Raw genomic sequence first — 15,865 nt, 5'->3', positions numbered from 1 at the left:
CCTTCCACCCGGGCCGGCCCCGGACGGCACCGCGGGCGGGCCGGGTGTGACCCGGTCCGCCCGCGTCCGGTCGCGGGGACGCCCCGCGACACCGGTCGACACTCCTCCAGGCCGGGGGCTGTCTTACCCCGCCGCGACGGCTTCATCCCCGTCCGGCCGGGTGACCCCCGGCGGCGGGACCACGATCGTATGACCTCATCGAGATGTTGAGCTGTGTCAATTTATCGCCCTAGGCTCCCGCCATCGAACCGGCGCCCCACCAAGCGCGCCGCCGAGGGTTGGAGGCCCAGTGAACCGTTGGCGCAGTCTCATCGGCCGGATGGCCGCCACACTGGTGGCGGTCACCGCCGGATCGCTCGTCCTGACCGCCCCGGCCACCGCCGCGCCGACCCCCGACGCGGCCCCGTCCGTCGTCGGCGGCACCCGGGCGGCGCAGGGCGAGTTCCCGTTCATGGTCCGGCTCTCCATGGGCTGCGGCGGGGCGCTCTACAGCCCCCGGCTGGTGCTCACCGCCGCCCACTGCGTGAACCGCACCGGAACGAACACCAGCATCACCGCGACCCTCGGCGCGGTCGACCTCCAGTCGAGCAGCCGGATCCAGGTCAAGTCGAACTACGTATACCGGGCCCCCGGCTACAACGGCACCGGTAAGGACTGGGCGCTCATCCGGCTCGCCACCCCGGTCACCTCACAGGCCACCCTGCCGATCGCCACCACCACCGCGTACGACAGCGGCACCTTCACCATCGCCGGTTGGGGTGCGGCCCGCGAGGGCGGTGCGCAGCAGCGTTACCTGCTCAAGGCGACGGTGCCCTTCGTCAGCGACGCCAGCTGCTCCGCCTCCTACCCCGGTGAGCTGGTCGCCGCCGAGGAGATCTGCGCCGGCTACGCCAGTGGCGGCACCGACACCTGCCAGGGCGACTCCGGTGGCCCGATGTTCCGCCGCGACGCCGCGAACGCCTGGATCCAGGTGGGCATCGTCAGCTGGGGCGACGGCTGCGCCCGGCCCAACGCCCCCGGCGTCTACACCCAGGTGAGCACGTTCGCCGCGTCGATCGCCTCGGCAGCCGCCAGCCTCGGCGGCTGACCCGCCGGCCCGCAACCGGGACCACCCGCACCACGCACCACCGCGCCACCGACCGCCCTGCCGGGCCGTCGGTGGCGCGGTCACGTCCGACCCGTCGGGGGCCCACGTGCGGGGGCGCTGCCGGCTCGGCCGTCCCGGTGCGGACGGCGCTGCCGGCTCAGCCGTCCCCGTGCCGGGGTGTGGCCGGCTCAGCCGTCCCCGGCGAACCGGTACAGCACGAAGTCCCGTTCCGCCCCGCAGACGATCACCGAGGTGTTCCACGCACACGACTCGCTGCGGACGCCCTGAAGCTGCCCCATCTCGGTCAGGTCGCCGGCCTTGGACACCCCGGCGAGGCTGCGGTCGTCCTCGACACTGCTCGGCGTCTCGGCGAAGAGCAGCAGGTTGCCGGCGTCGACCCGGGCCGCCGTGCCCTGGCGGTCGGTCAGCACCGCCTTCCCGGCCGGGTCGTACAGGCTCACCGTGGTCTTCGGCGACTGCCGCCGGACGAGCAGGTGCCCACCCACCGGCACCAGGTCCGCGCCGCCCGGCGTCGCCCAGCGCCGGCTGCCCTTGCCCTCGGTGGCGGCGACCACCTCGGTCCGCTCGGCGTCACCCTCGGGCACCTCCAACAGGCAGGCCCGGTGCTCGCCGCAGGCCACCAGCCCGGTGACCCGCCGCTGCTGACCCGCGCTGTAGAGCACCGTCGGCTCGGCGAAGCTGCCCAGATCGTAGCCGAGCAGCTTGTATCCCTGGTCCTCCTCCACGACGTAGAACCGGTCGCCGTACGCGACCATCCGGTCGCTGACGTCGGCCACCCCGTCGCGGCGACGCAGCACCTCGCCACTGTCCATGTCGAGCACCCGGACCGAGCGGTCGGCACCCACCTGCACCAGCCGGTCGGTGTCACCGAGCCAGGGGGCGCGGGAGACGCCGTCGAACCCGGCGGGGCCGACCTCGGCCTGCTCGGTGCCGACCGGCAGCACCGTGCTGCGGGTGTCGCCGTACTCGCTGCGCGGGTTGTCCTGTGCCCAGCCCTGCCGTCCGTCGCGCAGCCGCAGCCCGACCAGGCGGCTGCCGGCGCGGTCCACCCACACCAGGGTCTCCCGGGTGACGTGCACCGCGTCGTCCCCGTGTACGGGCAGCCGCCACCGTTCCCCGCCGTCGCCGGCGTCGAGCACCACCACGTCGCGGGGGGTGCTGTCGCCGGCCGCGTCGGCGACGGCCAGCACCGCGCCCGGCACCGCCCGCAGACCGGCCCACCGCTGGCTGCCCGCCGAGATCGTGCTCCGCCACGCCTGCTTGCCGGTGCCGGCGTCGACCGCCACCACCGTCAGCCGGTCGTCGGACAGCTGGTAGGCCAGGTAGGCGCGGTCGTCGAGGACGGTGGTGAACATCGCCGTCGGCCGGTCCCCGTCGGCAGCGGGCCGGGCCACCTGGGTGAGGGTGTGGAACTCCAGCGCCGGATAGCGGTCCCGGGTGAACCAGAGCGCCGCCGCGCCGAGCACGCCGAGCAGCGCCAGGCCCGCACCGAGCCCGATCCACAGCCGGCGACGCCCGCGCCGCACCGGCGTCGGGGGGCCGGCACCGGTCCCCGGTGGTGGCACCGCCCCCGGTGGTACGCCCGGCCAGCCCGCCGGATACCCGGCCTGGGCGGGCGCGCTGCCCGGTACGGTCCCGTGCGGCGGCATCCCGCCCAGGGTCGGCACCGGCGTTCCGCCTGATCCGGCCACCGGTGTCCCACCGAGCGGGGTACCCGCCCCGGCCACCAGCGTCGCGCCGGGTCCCGCCGGCAGGGTGGGGCCTGGCCCTGGCAGGAGGGTGTGGCTCGTGCCGCCGGCCGCCGCTACGCCTGCCGGCAGGTTGGCGGCCGTGCCGGCAGGTTGGCCGTCATCCGACCCGACCGGGGCGGACACGGCGTCGGGTGCCCACGGCGCGGCGTCGTGCGTCGCAGCGGGCGGGGCGGGCGGGGCCTGCACCGGGGCGGGCGATGGCGGTGCCGGGGCGGGCCCGGCTGCGCCGGCCGGCCCGGGACGTCGGCCCGGCCGGGGCAGCGGCAGGTCGGTGAGCGCCCCCTCGGCCACCGGCAGCTCGGGCTGCTCCAGCACGGTCGGCGCGACCCCCAGCTCGCCGTGCAGCAGCCGGGCCACCAGCGGCACCCGGGACGAGCCGCCGACGAGGAACAACCCGGCGAGCCGGTCCGGGGTGAGGCCCGCCTCGGCGACCACCTCCCGGGTCCGGGCGACCGCCCGGATCAGCAGGGGAGTGGCGAGTTGCTCCAGCTCCGCCCGGGTGAGCGGGACGGCGGTTTCCAGGCCGGGCACCGCGACCGGTGCCACCGCGACCCGGGACAGCATCTCCTTCGCCCCCCGGACGTTGTCCCAGAGCTGCTGCCGGTCCCGCCACTGCCCGGTCGTCTCCGGCCGGGTCAGCCGGGCCCACAGCGCCGCCTGCGCGTCGCCGAGCCGCTCACCGAGCCGTCCGAGCAGGGCCGCGTCCAGGTCCAGTCCGCCGAGGTCGGCCATCCCGCCGGTGGCGATCACCGTGAAACCCGAGTCGCCCCAGGGGTCGGCGCCCTCGTTGCGGACCACCGCCACGTCCAGCGTGCCGCCGCCGAAGTCGAACACGGCGACCGCCTCGCCCACCGGCACCGGTCGGCGCAGCACCTCGGTGTAGTAGCGGGCCGCCGCGACCGGTTCCCGCAGCAGCCGGGTGCCGACCGGCACCGGACCGGACATGGTGTGCTCGGCGGCCGACGGCCAACCGGCCAGGGCCAGCGCGTCGTGCAGCACCTGCCGTCGGGGGGCCTCCCAGGCGGCGGGGTAGGTGAGTACCGCCGGCGGCAGGAACCCCACCGTCGCCACCGCCTGCTCGGCGACCGCCCACAGGGTCGCGGCGAGCAGCTCCGCCGGGGCGTACGACCGGTCGCCGAGGAGGACCGTCGGGTCGTCCACCCGACGCTTCGGGTTCGGCTCGTAGCGCGTCGGGTCCGCCTGGGCCAGCCGTTGGGCGTCCCGGCCGACGTGCAGCCGGCCGTCGGTGTCGGCGTACACCCCGGAGGGGAGGATCGGGTGACCGTCGACGAGCAGCGGTCGGGTCCGCCCGTCCGGCCAGCGCAACACGGCCACCGTGTTGGAGGTGCCCAGGTCGATCCCGAGGGCGTATCCGTCCTGCTGGCCTGCCATCCGTCGCTACCTCCACCGGGCGAGGGGATGCCCGGTCCCGCATGGTACGCAGCCCGTGCCGCCCCGCCGTCGGCCGTGCTCACTGCCGTCGTGACCCCGGGGCCGGACCACCGGGTCCGCTCAGCCCCGACGGCCGGGTTCGCGGGGCGGGATCGCGTCGGCGTAGGAGCCGGCCGGCCCCGAGTAGCGCACCCCGTCGCGGTACGGCGTGGCGTTCGCGGTGCACCCGTGCAGGCCCAGCGTCTGCTGCTGCATCACCGGCGCAGGTCGGCCCCGCCCCGGGCACCGCTCGTGGCCGTGGCCCAGCCGGTGCCCGACCTCGTGGTTGACCATGTACCGCCGGTAGACGGCCAGGCTCGCGCCGTAGCCCGGCACCCCCTTCATCCAGCGGGCCACGTTGATCACCACCCGGTTGCCGTTGCGGCACGAGGTGTAGCCGTCCGCCGCGTCCCCGCACAGCTCGTCGCGGGTGCCCGGGGTGGCCAGGTGGACGGTGAAGTCGGCCGGGCCGCCGGGGCCGACCCGCCACAGCCGCAGCGTCCCGCCCGTGGTCCACCCCTGCGGGGCGGTCAACGTCGCGCCGACCTCGGCCGCGAACTGCGCCACCGGCAGCCCTCGGATGTCGCCTTCCACGGCGACCCGGTACCGCAGCAGCCGCCCGGTTCCCGCCGGGGCCGCCGGCTCACCGGCCGCCACCTGCCAGCGGTTGGTCCCGTCCGCCGGATAACTGACCGGTGCGGGTGCCGCTCCGCCAGGTCCGCCCGCCCCGCCAGGTCTGTCCGTCCCACCCGCCGGGCCGGAGTCACCCGGCCCGATCGGCCCGCCCGCCCGGCCGGAGTCACCGGGCCGGTCGGACATCCCGGCGGGGACGGCCGGGGACGCCGGCCCCGCCGGGGGACGCTCTGCCGCCGGCATCCCGCAGCCGGTCAGCCAGGCCGCCATCAGCAGCGCCGTCACCGACCGTCCGCGTGGGCCGGTGCCGGTGCGGGGGCTAACCTTCGTCGCCATGCTGCCTCCTCCGCCCACCGCCGGGCAGCGTCGGGCAGCGGGAAGGACGGGCGGTCCGCCGGAACAGTTGATCCCGACGGGACTCAACCTTTCGGTGCCCCCGCCCGTCCTGTCCGGCGTGGCAGATGGGAAGAGCGGGCATGGCCCGGGGTGACGCCGAGTTCGTCGAGTTCGCCCGGTCCGCCTCCGGGCGGCTCAGACACGCCGCGTTCCTGATGACCGGCAACCACCACCAGGCCGAGGACGCCGCGCAGACCGCCCTGGTCCGCACGTACGCGTCCTGGTCCCGGATCCGCGAGGAGGACGCCTACGGGTACGCCCGCACGGTGCTGGTCAACCACCTCGTCGACGGGTGGCGGCGGCCGATCCGGGAGTACCCCACCGACGACCTGCCCGAGCAGCGGCGCGGCGACGTCGCCGACGACGTGGCCACCCGCCGTTGGCTGCTCGACATCCTCGGCGCGCTCAGCCCTCGCGAGCGGGCCATCGTCGTGCTCCGCTACTACTTCGACCTACCGGAGGCACAGGTGGCCCGCGAACTGGGCGTATCGCTCGGCACGGTGAAGAGCACCGGTTCCCGGGCGTTGCAGAAGCTGCGCGCCACCGGGACCCCGGCGACCCAGGGGACCGGCCGATGACCGAGCCTGAGCAGTTGCGCCGGGCGATGCGGGCGACCGAACGGCCGTACCCCGAGGACCTCGACCTGACCGTGATCATGCGCGACGGCCGGCGGTTGCGTCGCCGCCGCCGGCTCGCCGGGGCAGGCGCGACGGCGCTGGTCACCGTGCTGGTGGCCGGCGGTGTGGGGCTCGGCGTGCGGTGGACCCGGCCGCCGGCACCGGACCGCCCACCCGCCGCCGCGACCGCCCCCACCCTCCCTGCCCCCACCCTCTCCGCCCCCACCGTGGGACCCCCGGTCACGTCGCCGCCCTACCCGGGCCCGACCCGGGGGGAGCAACGCCGGCAGCCCGTCGGCGACGTGGTGGACACCGGCATCCGGTACGGCTCCGGCGAGCGGGTGCTCTATGTCGTCGCGGTCGACCTGCCGGAGGCACCCGGGGTGACGATCGGGTTGATGGCCGGTCGCCGCACTTCGGCCGGCGAGCTGATCGACGACATCGTCGTCAACGACGTGCGGGGCAGCGACCGGAGGCCGGGCTTCCACGAGATCGGCTACGACGACGCGACCCCCTCGGATGTCCGCCCGGTGGTGCCCACCTTCGGCTACTTCGTCGGGCCGGCAACCCGGATCGTCGGCACCGCCGCCGGGCGGCAGGTCGACGCCCGGCTGGTCCGCTGGAGCACGGACCCGGACCTGGTGATCTTCTGGTTCGACCCGGCCGATCTGACGCCCGGCGTACGTCTCGACGGCATCGTCGCCCGCGACGCGGCCGGCCGGCGGCTCTGACCCCGTCGGCTTGTATCGTCCCCGGCGTGACGCGCCCCGACTGGTCAGACGTCCGTGGACGACTCGCGCTGCTGGCCGCAGCCCCCGGTGCCGGCGCGGTGTTCGGTGCCGCCGACCACGGGTGGCAGCTCGAACTGCCGTTGACCACCGAGGAGCTGGCGCAGGCCGAGGCGCAGTTCCAGGTCGAGCTGCCCGCCGAGTACCGGTCGTTCCTGCTGGAGGCGGGACGGGGTGGAGCCGGGCCGGCCTACGGACTCTTCCCGATGCGACGGCTCGACGGCCGGTGGCAGTGGGAGGGCGACGGCGCCGACCTCACCACCCCGGAGGCGCTCGGGCGTCCCTTCGCCCACGTCGCGGCGTTCAACCCGGCCGACGGCCTGCCCGCCCACCCGGACGAGGACGACTACGACTCGCAGGAGGCGTTCACCGCCGCGCAGGACGCCTACGAGGAGCAGTACGAGAGGCTCGTCTTCACGCCCGAGCACTCGATGGGCCTGCTGTACCTGTGCCATCTCGGCTGCGCGCTGCGGGAGGCGCTCGTGGTCAGCGGCCCCGCACGGGGTCGGATGTGGGCGGACGACATCGCCGAGGGTGGTGGTTTCCGGCCCCTGCACGACGACGACGGCACGCCGCTCGGCTTCGCCCGCTGGTACCGGCGCTGGCTGGCGGCAGCCGAGGCCCAGGTCGCAACCGGGTCCGCCCCGGCGTAGCCGCCCCGGGCCGGCCCGGCTGCGCGCCGGTACGCCGGCCCACGGTGGCGGGCGCGCTGCCGACCGGCACCCGCACGGCGGTCCAACCTAGCCGTCCCGGTCGACCGTGAACGGGCGGTACCCCGGTGGCACCTCGCTGACCTGCAGGTCGGAGAAGACCAGGGTGAGCACGTGGGCGTTGGTCTCAATCAGCACCTCGTGGAAGTCGAGCCCGGTCGCCTCGGCCCAGCTCCGCGCGGTGGCCGACTCCGCCTGGACCCGGGCCCCCGGATAGAGCGCGTGCCACTTCACCCCCCACACGTACCCGTCCAGGTCGACGCCTGTCTCGTGGTCGATCAGGCGATCGTCCAGGGACGCCCGCCAGGTGACCGGCGGGACCGAGGTCCGGCAGTGCGCCTCGACGCAGTACCGGAACAGGTAGCGCAGGTAGGTCGGCGCGATCTCGGTGCGGGGATCCGCGGTCACGTGGACGATGGCCTCGTAGTCCCGCATGTAGTCGGTGAACCCGTGGTAGACCAGCGCGTGGTCGAACACGTCGTCGAGGGCACGGCCGAGGGTCTCGAGGTCCACGGCGCTGTTCTACTCCATCGTCGACGTGTCCACGTTCACCGCACCGCACCGCGCCGACCGGAGGGTGCGGCGGGCCGGAGAGTGCGGCGGGCCGGACGGCGTCACCTGCGAGGACCGCCGTCGGTGAGAAGCTGGACGCGATCGACCGGCTCGGATGACGCGCCGGGTCGTCAGCGGGTAAATCGCTGTGAGGGGACGCGCCCGGCCTCGTACCGTGAGGCGGATGGGGCATCGACAGGATCGGATTCGACGCGAACTCGGATCGTTCATGAGGGCGTACGGCCGGGTGGCGGCCAGCAACTGCAGCGATCCCAATGACCGCAATTACAGCCACAAGTTCGAAGCTGAGATCAAGCGGATGAAACCGGAAGACCTCGATCGCCTGCTGCGCGACGAAGACGATGGCGGCGCGGACGACTGACTGTCGAACCCGGATCCACCGAGCGTGGCGGACCTGCGCCGCGCTGGCGCGGCACCTTGATGGCGGTACGACGGAGCCGCAGGCGGATGAGTCGTAGCGTGAGGTGACCGGTCGGGGTGACGAGGTCCGCGACCTGATCACCGAGGTCTCGGCCGCAATCCCGGCGACCCCGCCCGAACTGGCTCGTGACCCCGGGAGCCGATGCTAGTCACCTACTAGGGAGAAGTAGCCGACCCAGGTGCCGCGATCAGGCGGTTCACCTGGTCCTTTGGGTGGAGCGGGCGACGGGAATCGAACCCGCACCGTCAGTTTGGAAGACTGAAGCTCTACCATTGAGCTACGCCCGCATCGCGCCCCGTACACCAGGACGCGCCCACACCTTACCCGCTCCCTCCACCCCCCGCGCACCGGCATTCCCTCCCCGCCTCGACCCCGGTGATCAAGAGGTTTGCGTCACCTGCGGCGATCAACTTGGCGCAAACCTCTTGATCACCGGGGCGGGTGGCCTTTCGGGGGGTGCGCCGGAGGTGGGGTGGGGGAGGGGGTGGTGGGGACGCCCCGGCATTCCCGGCGGGGCGGGACGGCTTACACTTCTTTTGCCACGGGGTGTGGCGCAGCTTGGTAGCGCACTCGCTTTGGGAGCGAGGGGCCGTGGGTTCAAATCCCGCCACCCCGACTGCGTGCGCATCCGGGGCACCTCCCGGGGGCGACGCCGATTCCGTGCGGTATGCCGGGCGCTGCCGGAGCAGCGTCCCGGCTCGCCTACACTCGATGCGCGCAATCACGCCCAGACCCACCACTGAGATCCGTCAAGGAGTACGCCTGTGAAGAGCACCGTCGAGACTCTGAGCCCGACGCGCGTGCGGCTCGCCATCGAGGTGCCGTTCGTCGAGCTCGAGCCGAGCCTCAAGAAGGCGTACCGGGAGATCGGCCAGCAGGTCCAGGTTCCCGGCTTCCGTCGGGGCAAGATCCCCGCCGCCGTGATCGACCAGCGGGTGGGCCGGGGCACCGTGCTCAACGAGGCGGTGCAGGAGGCCATCCCGCAGAACATCCTCGCCGCGGTCCGCGAGCACGACCTCAAGACGCTCGGTCGTCCCGAGGTGGAGATCACCGAGTTCAACGACGGCGATTCGCTCAACTTCACCGCCGAGGTCGACGTGCGGCCCGAGTTGACCCTGCCGGACCCGGCCACCGTCGAGGTGACCGTCGACGAGCTGCAGATCGACGAGAGCGAGATCGACGAGCAGGTCAAGAACCTGCGCGAGCGGTTCGCCACGCTCAAGACCGTCGAGCGGGCCGCCGCCGAGGGCGACTACGTGCAGATCGACCTGAACGCGACGGTCGACGGCGAGGACGTGCCCGGCGGTTCGGCGAGCAACATCTCGCACGAGGTCGGCAGCAAGCAGCTCCTGCCGGGGCTGGACGAGGCCCTGGTCGGTCTCGCCGCCGGCGACGACACCACCTTCACCACCCAGCTGGTGGGCGGCGACTTCGCCGGCCGCGACGCCGAGGTGGCGGTGACCGTCCGTACGGTCAAGGAGAAGGAGCTGCCGGAGCTGGACGACGACTTCGCCCAGATGGCCAGCGAGTTCGACACCATCGACGAGCTGCGTGCCGACCTGCGGGAGAAGGTCAGCCGGGGCAAGCGGGTCGAGCAGATCTACGCCGCCCGGGACAAGGCCCTGGAGCAGCTGGTCGCCGCCGCCGAGGTGCCGGCGCCGGAGGGCATCGTCCGCGAGGAGGTCGAGAGCCGCAAGCAGGCGATGGTCGACCAGCTGGAGCGGATCGGCGCCTCGATGGAGGAGTACCTCGCCGCCGAGGAGAAGACCGAGGAGCAGATCGACGCCGAGCTGGCCGAGGCGGCGACCGAGGGTGTCAAGATCCAGCTGCTGCTGGACACCCTGGCCGACGCCGAGGACACCCAGGTCTCCGACGACGAGTTCGGCCACGAGATCGTCCACCGGGCGCAGCGCGCCGGGATGGCCCCGCAGCAGTACTACGACCAGCTGGTCCGCTCCGGCGCTGCCGCCGCCGTCTTCGGTGACGTGCGGCGCGGCAAGGCGCTCGCCTCCGTGATGGAGAAGATCAAGATCAAGGACACCGCCGGCAACGAGGTCACCCTCGATGCGCTGCGGGCCGAGAGCGAGCAGGCGCACGACCACGACCACGAGCACTGATCCGACCCGGTCGGCCGCCGTCCGCCCGTTGCGGCGAACGGCGGCCGAACCACTTCTGCGGGTACGTCCCGAGCCAGCTGCGCTGAGAGCGAACAGTGCCGCGACCGGGAGTCGATCACCCGGTGGAGCGGTTAATGTCGGGTACGACGGTACGGAGAGCGAAGGGCTGCCATGACCGACATGCACATCCCAGCGAAGCCGCTCCGGGCGATCGAAGCCCGAGGTGGCGACACCATTGGCAACCTCGACGACTCGGTCTACAACCGGTTGCTCAAGGAGCGCATCATCTTCCTCGGCAGTGAGGTGAACGACCAGGTCGCCAACCGCATCTGCGCCCAGCTGCTGCTGCTCGCGGCGGAGGACCCGGACCGCGACATCTTCCTCTGGATCAACTCGCCGGGTGGCTCGGTCTACTCCGGCATGGCGATCTACGACACCATGCAGTACATCGACAACGACGTGTCGACCGTGGCGATGGGTATGGCCGCCTCGATGGGTCAGCTGCTGCTCTGCGCGGGCACCAAGGGCAAGCGGTACGCCCTGCCGCACGCGCGGATCATGATGCACCAGCCGTCCGGTGGCCTCGGCGGCACCGCGTCGGACATCGCGATCCAGGCCGAGCAGATGCTCTACACCAAGCGGATGTTCCAGGAGCGGGTCGCGCACCACACCGGCCAGAGCCAGGCGCAGATCGAGGCCGACTCGGACCGGGACCGCTGGTTCACCGCCCAGGAGGCCATGGACTACGGCTTCATCGACAAGGTGATCATCGGGGCCACGCAGGTTCCGGATGGCGCCGGGACCCTGAGCTGAGGAGCTGACGATGACCGATCTGAGCCTGCCGCCCCAGTTCGCGGCCGTGCACAACCGTTACGTCCTGCCGTCGTTCGTCGAGCGCACCTCGTACGGGGTCAAGGAGTCCAACCCGTACAACAAGCTCTTCGAGGACCGGATCATCTTCCTCGGCGTCCAGGTCGACGACGCGTCGGCCAACGACGTGATGGCGCAGCTGCTGACGCTCGAGGGCACCGACCCGGACCGCGACATCATCATGTACATCAACTCGCCCGGTGGTTCGTTCACCGCCATGACGGCGATCTACGACACCATGCAGTACGTCCGGCCGGACATCTCCACGGTCTGCCTGGGTCAGGCGGCCAGCGCGGCGGCGGTGCTGTTGTCGGCGGGCACCCCCGGTAAGCGGATGGCGCTGCCCAACTCGCGGATCATCATCCACCAGCCGGCCACCGAGGGCGGCTACGGGCAGGGCTCGGACATCGAGATCCAGGCCCGGGAGATCCTGCGGATGCGTACCCAGCTGGAGGACATGCTCTCCCGGCACTGCAACCGGCCGATCGAGCAGGTTCGCAAGGACATCGACCGTGACAAGATCATGACGGCCGAGGAGTCCAAGGAGTACGGGCTGGTCGACACGATCCTGACCAGCCGCAAGAAGGGTCTGCTGGCCTCCAACGCGGCCCGCTGAGCACTGCCGATCGGAGGTCGGTCGGGGCGAGGAGTTCCCGACCGGCCTCTGACACACCCGTTTTGGGGGTCGGAGAAACCCCCGCCAGCGGGTAACGTCGGGTCCGTACGGCGTGGCCGGGTCGGACCGGCGGAACGGATTTCACCACGGACGGGTGCCCCGGCGCCCGCGGTTCAGGGCCGGGTTCCGGTCGACGAGTGCAGGGAGAACGTAGGTGGCACGGATCGGTGACGGCGGCGACCTACTGAAGTGCTCGTTCTGCGGCAAGTCGCAGAAGCAGGTCAAGAAGCTCATCGCGGGGCCAGGTGTCTACATCTGCGACGAGTGCATCGACCTCTGCAACGAGATCATCGAAGAGGAGCTGGCCGAGTCCGGCGAGGTGAAGTGGGAAGAGCTTCCCAAGCCGATGGAGATCTGCCAGTTCCTCGACAACTACGTCGTCGGCCAGGACCAGGCCAAGAAGGCGCTCGCGGTCGCGGTCTACAACCACTACAAGCGGATCCAGGCCGAGGCGGCCAACGCGCCGGGCTCCGGCAACGACGCGGTCGAGCTGGCCAAGTCCAACATCCTGCTGCTCGGCCCCACCGGCTGCGGTAAGACACACCTCGCGCAGACCCTGGCCCGGATGCTGAACGTCCCCTTCGCGATCGCGGACGCCACGGCGCTGACCGAGGCGGGCTACGTCGGCGAGGACGTGGAGAACATCCTGCTCAAGCTGATCCAGGCCGCCGACTACGACATCAAGCGCGCCGAGACCGGCATCATCTACATCGACGAGGTCGACAAGATCGCCCGTAAGTCGGAGAACCCGTCGATCACCCGGGACGTCTCCGGCGAAGGGGTGCAGCAGGCGCTGCTCAAGATGCTTGAGGGCACGGTGTCCAACGTGCCGCCGCAGGGCGGACGCAAGCACCCCCACCAGGAGTTCATCCAGATCGACACCACCAACGTGTTGTTCATCTGCGGTGGTGCCTTCGCCGGCCTCGACCAGATCATCGAGTCCCGCACCGGTTCCGGCGGCACCGGCTTCGGCGCTCGGCTCCGGTCGGTCTCGGAGCGCTCCACCGACGACATCTTCAGCCAGGTGATGCCGGAGGACATGCTCAAGTTCGGGCTGATCCCCGAGTTCATCGGCCGACTGCCGGTGATCACCAACGTCCGCAGCCTGGACCGCTCCGCCCTGGTGCGCATCCTCACCGAGCCGCGTAACGCCCTCGTGCGGCAATACCAGCGGCTCTTCGAGCTGGACGGCGTCGAGCTGGAGTTCGAGCCGCCGGCGTTGGAGGCGATCGCCGACCAGGCCATGCTCCGGGGCACCGGTGCCCGGGGTCTGCGCGCCATCATGGAAGAGGTCCTCCTCTCCGTGATGTACGAGGTGCCGAGCAACCCCGACGCCGCCCGGGTGCTGATCACCCGCGAGGCCGTCCTGGAGAACGTCAACCCGACCATCGTCCCGCGCGAGTTCACCGGCCGCCGGGCCCGCCGCGACCGCGAGGAGAAGTCGGCCTGACCGACCCCTCCCCGAACACCGTCGGAAGCACGGCCGCTGTCCCGGGCCGTGCTTCTGCGCGTGACGGGTCCGGGTCTGCCCCCGGTTTTCGCCACCTGCCCCGGCCTGCTGGCTGTCGTCGCCGGCACGGGCATGTCGCCGCTGTTGCCCCGCCGGGCAACGGCGGGGCAACAGCCGCCGAACTGCTGAGCGGCGTCGCTGACGGGCTGTAGCCGGTCACCACCGGCCGGGGACGCCCCACGTGGTGCCCGGGGGAGCCACGGCGTGTGCCGTCCGCCCACCGCCGTGCTGTGGGCGTTCACGGGGGACCGGGAGCGGTCTTCGCCGGTGTGGTGGGTCGCAGCGCCGGCCCGCTGTCCGGGTCTGCCGTGCGCGTCCGCTGTCCGCCGCAGGCTGTCCGCTGTCCCGGGTCGCCGTCCGCCCGTACCCTGGCATCATGCGCGTCGCCGTCTGCCAGCTCAACGCCCGCGACGACCGGGCGGCCAACCTGGCCGCCGCCGAGGCCCTGCTGGTCAGGGCCGCGGCGGCCGGTGCCGACCTGGCGGTCCTTCCCGAGTACGTCGACTATCTCGGCCGGTCCGACGGGATGCCGGCGGCGGAGGGGGCCGACGGCGCGGTGGGGACCTTCTTCGCCGAGGTAGCCGGCCGGCTGGGGATCTGGCTGGTCGCCGGTTCCTTCCACGAGGTCGGGCCGGACCCGGCGCACACCTGGAACACCTCGCTGGTCTTCGACCGGTCCGGCAGGCTGGCCGCCAGCTACCGAAAGATCCATCTGTACGACGTGGAGATCCCCGGCCGGGTGTCCTACCGGGAATCCGCCACGGTGGCGCCGGGACACGAGCCGGTGGTGGTCGACGTGGAAGGGCTGCGGGTGGGCCTGTCCATCTGTTATGACCTGCGTTTCCCGGAGCTCTACCGGCGGCTCGCCGTCGAGGGGGGCGCGCATCTGCTGGTCGTTCCGGCGGCGTTCATGATGCACACCGGGCGGGACCACTGGGAGGTCCTGCTGCGGGCCCGGGCGATCGAGAACCAGTGTTTCGTGGCCGCGGCCGGGCAGACCGGCGACCACGAGCCGGGTCGGACCTGTTTCGGGCGCAGCATGGTGATCGACCCGTGGGGCACGGTCCTCGGCCAGGTGCCGGACGGGCCGGGCCTGACCGTCGTCGACCTGGACCTCGATCGGCTGCGCACGATCCGGGCCGAGCTGCCCAGCCTGGCGAACCGTCGTCTCTGACTGACCTCGACGCCCCGGCGATGCCGCCCTGCGCCTGCTGGCATCTGGACCGGTCGCCGACCGACCTGGTCGCCGAGCACCGGCCTGTTCTGGCCCTGTTGGTCCGGCGGTGCCTCGCTGCGGTGCGGCTGCCGGTTCACGATCCGCCGGGTCCGGGGCGGGGTGCGTGTCGGGTCAGCTCAGCAGTACCCCGGCGATGGCCAGGCCGATGATCGCGGCGGCCGTCACCAGCAACGCCGTTCCCATCCTGGACGGTCCCCGCTGGGCGAGTCGAACGACCGACAGTACGACGACGACGAGAACGACCGCCGCGATCACCAGCTGCCAGAAGGGCAGGAGGAGCCCGAGCAGCGCGTCGTCGGCGAGGGTGACCGTGGGGGATCGGGACGCCTCATCCATGGCAGCCACTCTGGCACGGATCGGCCATCCCGTCGTCGGTTCCGGTGCGCGGTGCCGCAGCGAACTCGGCGCATCCCAGCGCGCCCGGCACGTCGTACCGCCCCGCAGCGGGCCGGCTGCCGCCGGGAGGGGGGTCAGCCGGTCGACCGGGTGCCGGCCGCTCGGATGGTACGACCGCCGAGCACGGAAAGTGACGATCATTGATTTGCCTTCCGGTGGACAGCCGCGTAACTTTCTCTCTGCACGCGGCAGGCCGGACAAACCGGCTGAAAGCAAGCACCAGGATCGTGGCGGAGACGCCGAGCGATGCTGAGGATCGGGCAGTGCGAGAGGCCCCGCAGGTTGGGGTTGCGAACGCGAAGCTGACCGGGTAGAGTGCTGAAGCCGGCAGGGAGCCGGGCGGGCGCCGCGAAAGCGGATGCCAGCCGGTCTGCCGATTCCCACGACAGCAACGACCGCCGGAAACGGCGTGCGTCGGCGTGGAAATGGTTTGAGTCGAGCTGGCTGATCGCGGAAGCGAATTTGACAGCGAAATTCAGCCCTAGTAAGTTAAGCGAGTTGCCCCGGACGGTTCGCCGCGATAAGCGGTGACCGAATGGTGTGTGGTTGTTCTTTGAGAACTCAACAGGGTGCTTGATAAGCCAGTGCCAATTATGATTTATACCCCGTGCTGGGCAGACTTTCGGGTTTG

The 15,865-nt window shown here is 72.1% G+C and carries 14 protein-coding genes and 2 tRNA genes; 11 read left to right on the top strand and 5 right to left on the bottom strand.

The features are described from left to right. Nucleotides 1–289 precede the first annotated feature (289 nt). Entirely contained in the window at nt 290–1,087 is a 798-nt protein-coding gene (locus tag AB0C22_RS12185) for a serine protease (protein WP_219464337.1), read from the top strand. A gap of 188 nt (nt 1,088–1,275) precedes the next feature. On the opposite strand, the gene AB0C22_RS12180 is transcribed toward AB0C22_RS12185, so the two are convergent. Beyond that, nucleotides 1,276–4,251 carry an Hsp70 family protein gene (locus tag AB0C22_RS12180; protein WP_357534897.1) on the bottom strand — a complete coding sequence of 992 codons (2,976 nt, stop codon included), beginning with the start codon at nt 4,249–4,251 and terminating at the stop codon, nt 1,276–1,278. Nucleotides 4,252–4,371: 120 nt separating this feature from the next. After that, nucleotides 4,372–5,259, bottom strand: a complete 888-nt coding sequence (locus tag AB0C22_RS12175; protein ID WP_255597704.1) for a DUF3152 domain-containing protein — start codon at nt 5,257–5,259, stop codon at nt 4,372–4,374. 140 nt (nt 5,260–5,399) lie between these two features. On the opposite strand from AB0C22_RS12175, the gene AB0C22_RS12170 reads away from it, so the two are divergent. The 3 genes from AB0C22_RS12170 to AB0C22_RS12160 are packed head-to-tail and all read left to right on the top strand — an operon-like array spanning nt 5,400 to nt 7,377. After that, a complete protein-coding gene (locus AB0C22_RS12170; protein ID WP_219464336.1) occupies nt 5,400–5,897 on the top strand; it encodes a SigE family RNA polymerase sigma factor in 498 nt (165 codons plus the stop codon). Further along, nucleotides 5,894–6,667 (top strand): hypothetical protein, encoded by a 774-nt coding sequence (locus tag AB0C22_RS12165; protein ID WP_357534895.1) that lies wholly within the window; start codon nt 5,894–5,896, stop codon nt 6,665–6,667. Before AB0C22_RS12170 ends, AB0C22_RS12165 begins: the two co-directional genes overlap by 4 nt. Nucleotides 6,668–6,693: 26 nt before the next feature. Next, nucleotides 6,694–7,377 carry an SMI1/KNR4 family protein gene (locus AB0C22_RS12160; RefSeq protein WP_219464333.1) on the top strand — a complete coding sequence of 228 codons (684 nt, stop codon included), beginning with the start codon at nt 6,694–6,696 and terminating at the stop codon, nt 7,375–7,377. 87 nt (nt 7,378–7,464) lie between these two features. Here AB0C22_RS12160 and AB0C22_RS12155 read toward each other — a convergent pair whose 3' ends face one another. After that, nucleotides 7,465–7,947 carry a hypothetical protein gene (locus AB0C22_RS12155; RefSeq protein WP_219464332.1) on the bottom strand — a complete coding sequence of 161 codons (483 nt, stop codon included), beginning with the start codon at nt 7,945–7,947 and terminating at the stop codon, nt 7,465–7,467. A gap of 223 nt (nt 7,948–8,170) precedes the next feature. Between AB0C22_RS12155 and AB0C22_RS12150 the strand changes: the two genes are divergently transcribed. Further along, on the top strand, nt 8,171–8,368 hold the full coding sequence (locus AB0C22_RS12150; RefSeq protein ID WP_219464330.1) for a hypothetical protein: 198 nt from the start codon (nt 8,171–8,173) through the stop codon (nt 8,366–8,368). A 273-nt stretch (nt 8,369–8,641) separates the two neighbouring features. Here AB0C22_RS12150 and AB0C22_RS12145 read toward each other — a convergent pair. Beyond that, a tRNA-Gly gene (locus AB0C22_RS12145) sits at nt 8,642–8,715 on the bottom strand. Between the two features lie 255 nt (nt 8,716–8,970). Here AB0C22_RS12145 and AB0C22_RS12140 point away from each other — a divergent pair. From AB0C22_RS12140 to AB0C22_RS12115, 6 genes are all read left to right on the top strand, one after another. Continuing rightward, a tRNA-Pro gene (locus AB0C22_RS12140) sits at nt 8,971–9,044 on the top strand. 148 nt (nt 9,045–9,192) lie between these two features. Beyond that, nucleotides 9,193–10,545: a trigger factor gene (gene tig, locus AB0C22_RS12135; RefSeq protein WP_208570475.1), complete on the top strand. Its 1,353-nt coding sequence runs from the start codon at nt 9,193–9,195 to the stop codon at nt 10,543–10,545. A gap of 171 nt (nt 10,546–10,716) precedes the next feature. Beyond that, nucleotides 10,717–11,358 (top strand): ATP-dependent Clp protease proteolytic subunit, encoded by a 642-nt coding sequence (locus AB0C22_RS12130; protein ID WP_067310650.1) that lies wholly within the window; start codon nt 10,717–10,719, stop codon nt 11,356–11,358. A 10-nt stretch (nt 11,359–11,368) separates the two neighbouring features. Then, entirely contained in the window at nt 11,369–12,031 is a 663-nt protein-coding gene (locus AB0C22_RS12125) for an ATP-dependent Clp protease proteolytic subunit (protein WP_091250718.1), read from the top strand. Nucleotides 12,032–12,245: 214 nt separating this feature from the next. Next, nucleotides 12,246–13,541: an ATP-dependent Clp protease ATP-binding subunit ClpX gene (gene clpX / locus AB0C22_RS12120; RefSeq protein ID WP_067310644.1), complete on the top strand. Its 1,296-nt coding sequence runs from the start codon at nt 12,246–12,248 to the stop codon at nt 13,539–13,541. A 436-nt stretch (nt 13,542–13,977) separates the two neighbouring features. Continuing rightward, nucleotides 13,978–14,775: a carbon-nitrogen hydrolase family protein gene (locus AB0C22_RS12115; RefSeq protein WP_208570476.1), complete on the top strand. Its 798-nt coding sequence runs from the start codon at nt 13,978–13,980 to the stop codon at nt 14,773–14,775. A gap of 174 nt (nt 14,776–14,949) precedes the next feature. Here AB0C22_RS12115 and AB0C22_RS12110 read toward each other — a convergent pair whose 3' ends face one another. Further along, nucleotides 14,950–15,174, bottom strand: coding sequence for a hypothetical protein (locus AB0C22_RS12110; RefSeq protein WP_208570477.1), 225 nt, complete (start codon nt 15,172–15,174; stop codon nt 14,950–14,952). Between the last annotated feature and the right edge of the window lie 691 nt (nt 15,175–15,865).

Source organism: Micromonospora sp. NPDC048894 (genome assembly GCF_040649765.1).
GTDB lineage: Bacteria > Actinomycetota > Actinomycetes > Mycobacteriales > Micromonosporaceae > Micromonospora > Micromonospora antibiotica.
The sequence above is the reverse complement of the archived record's forward strand: the minus strand, read 5'-3'. Positions and strand labels throughout refer to the sequence as shown.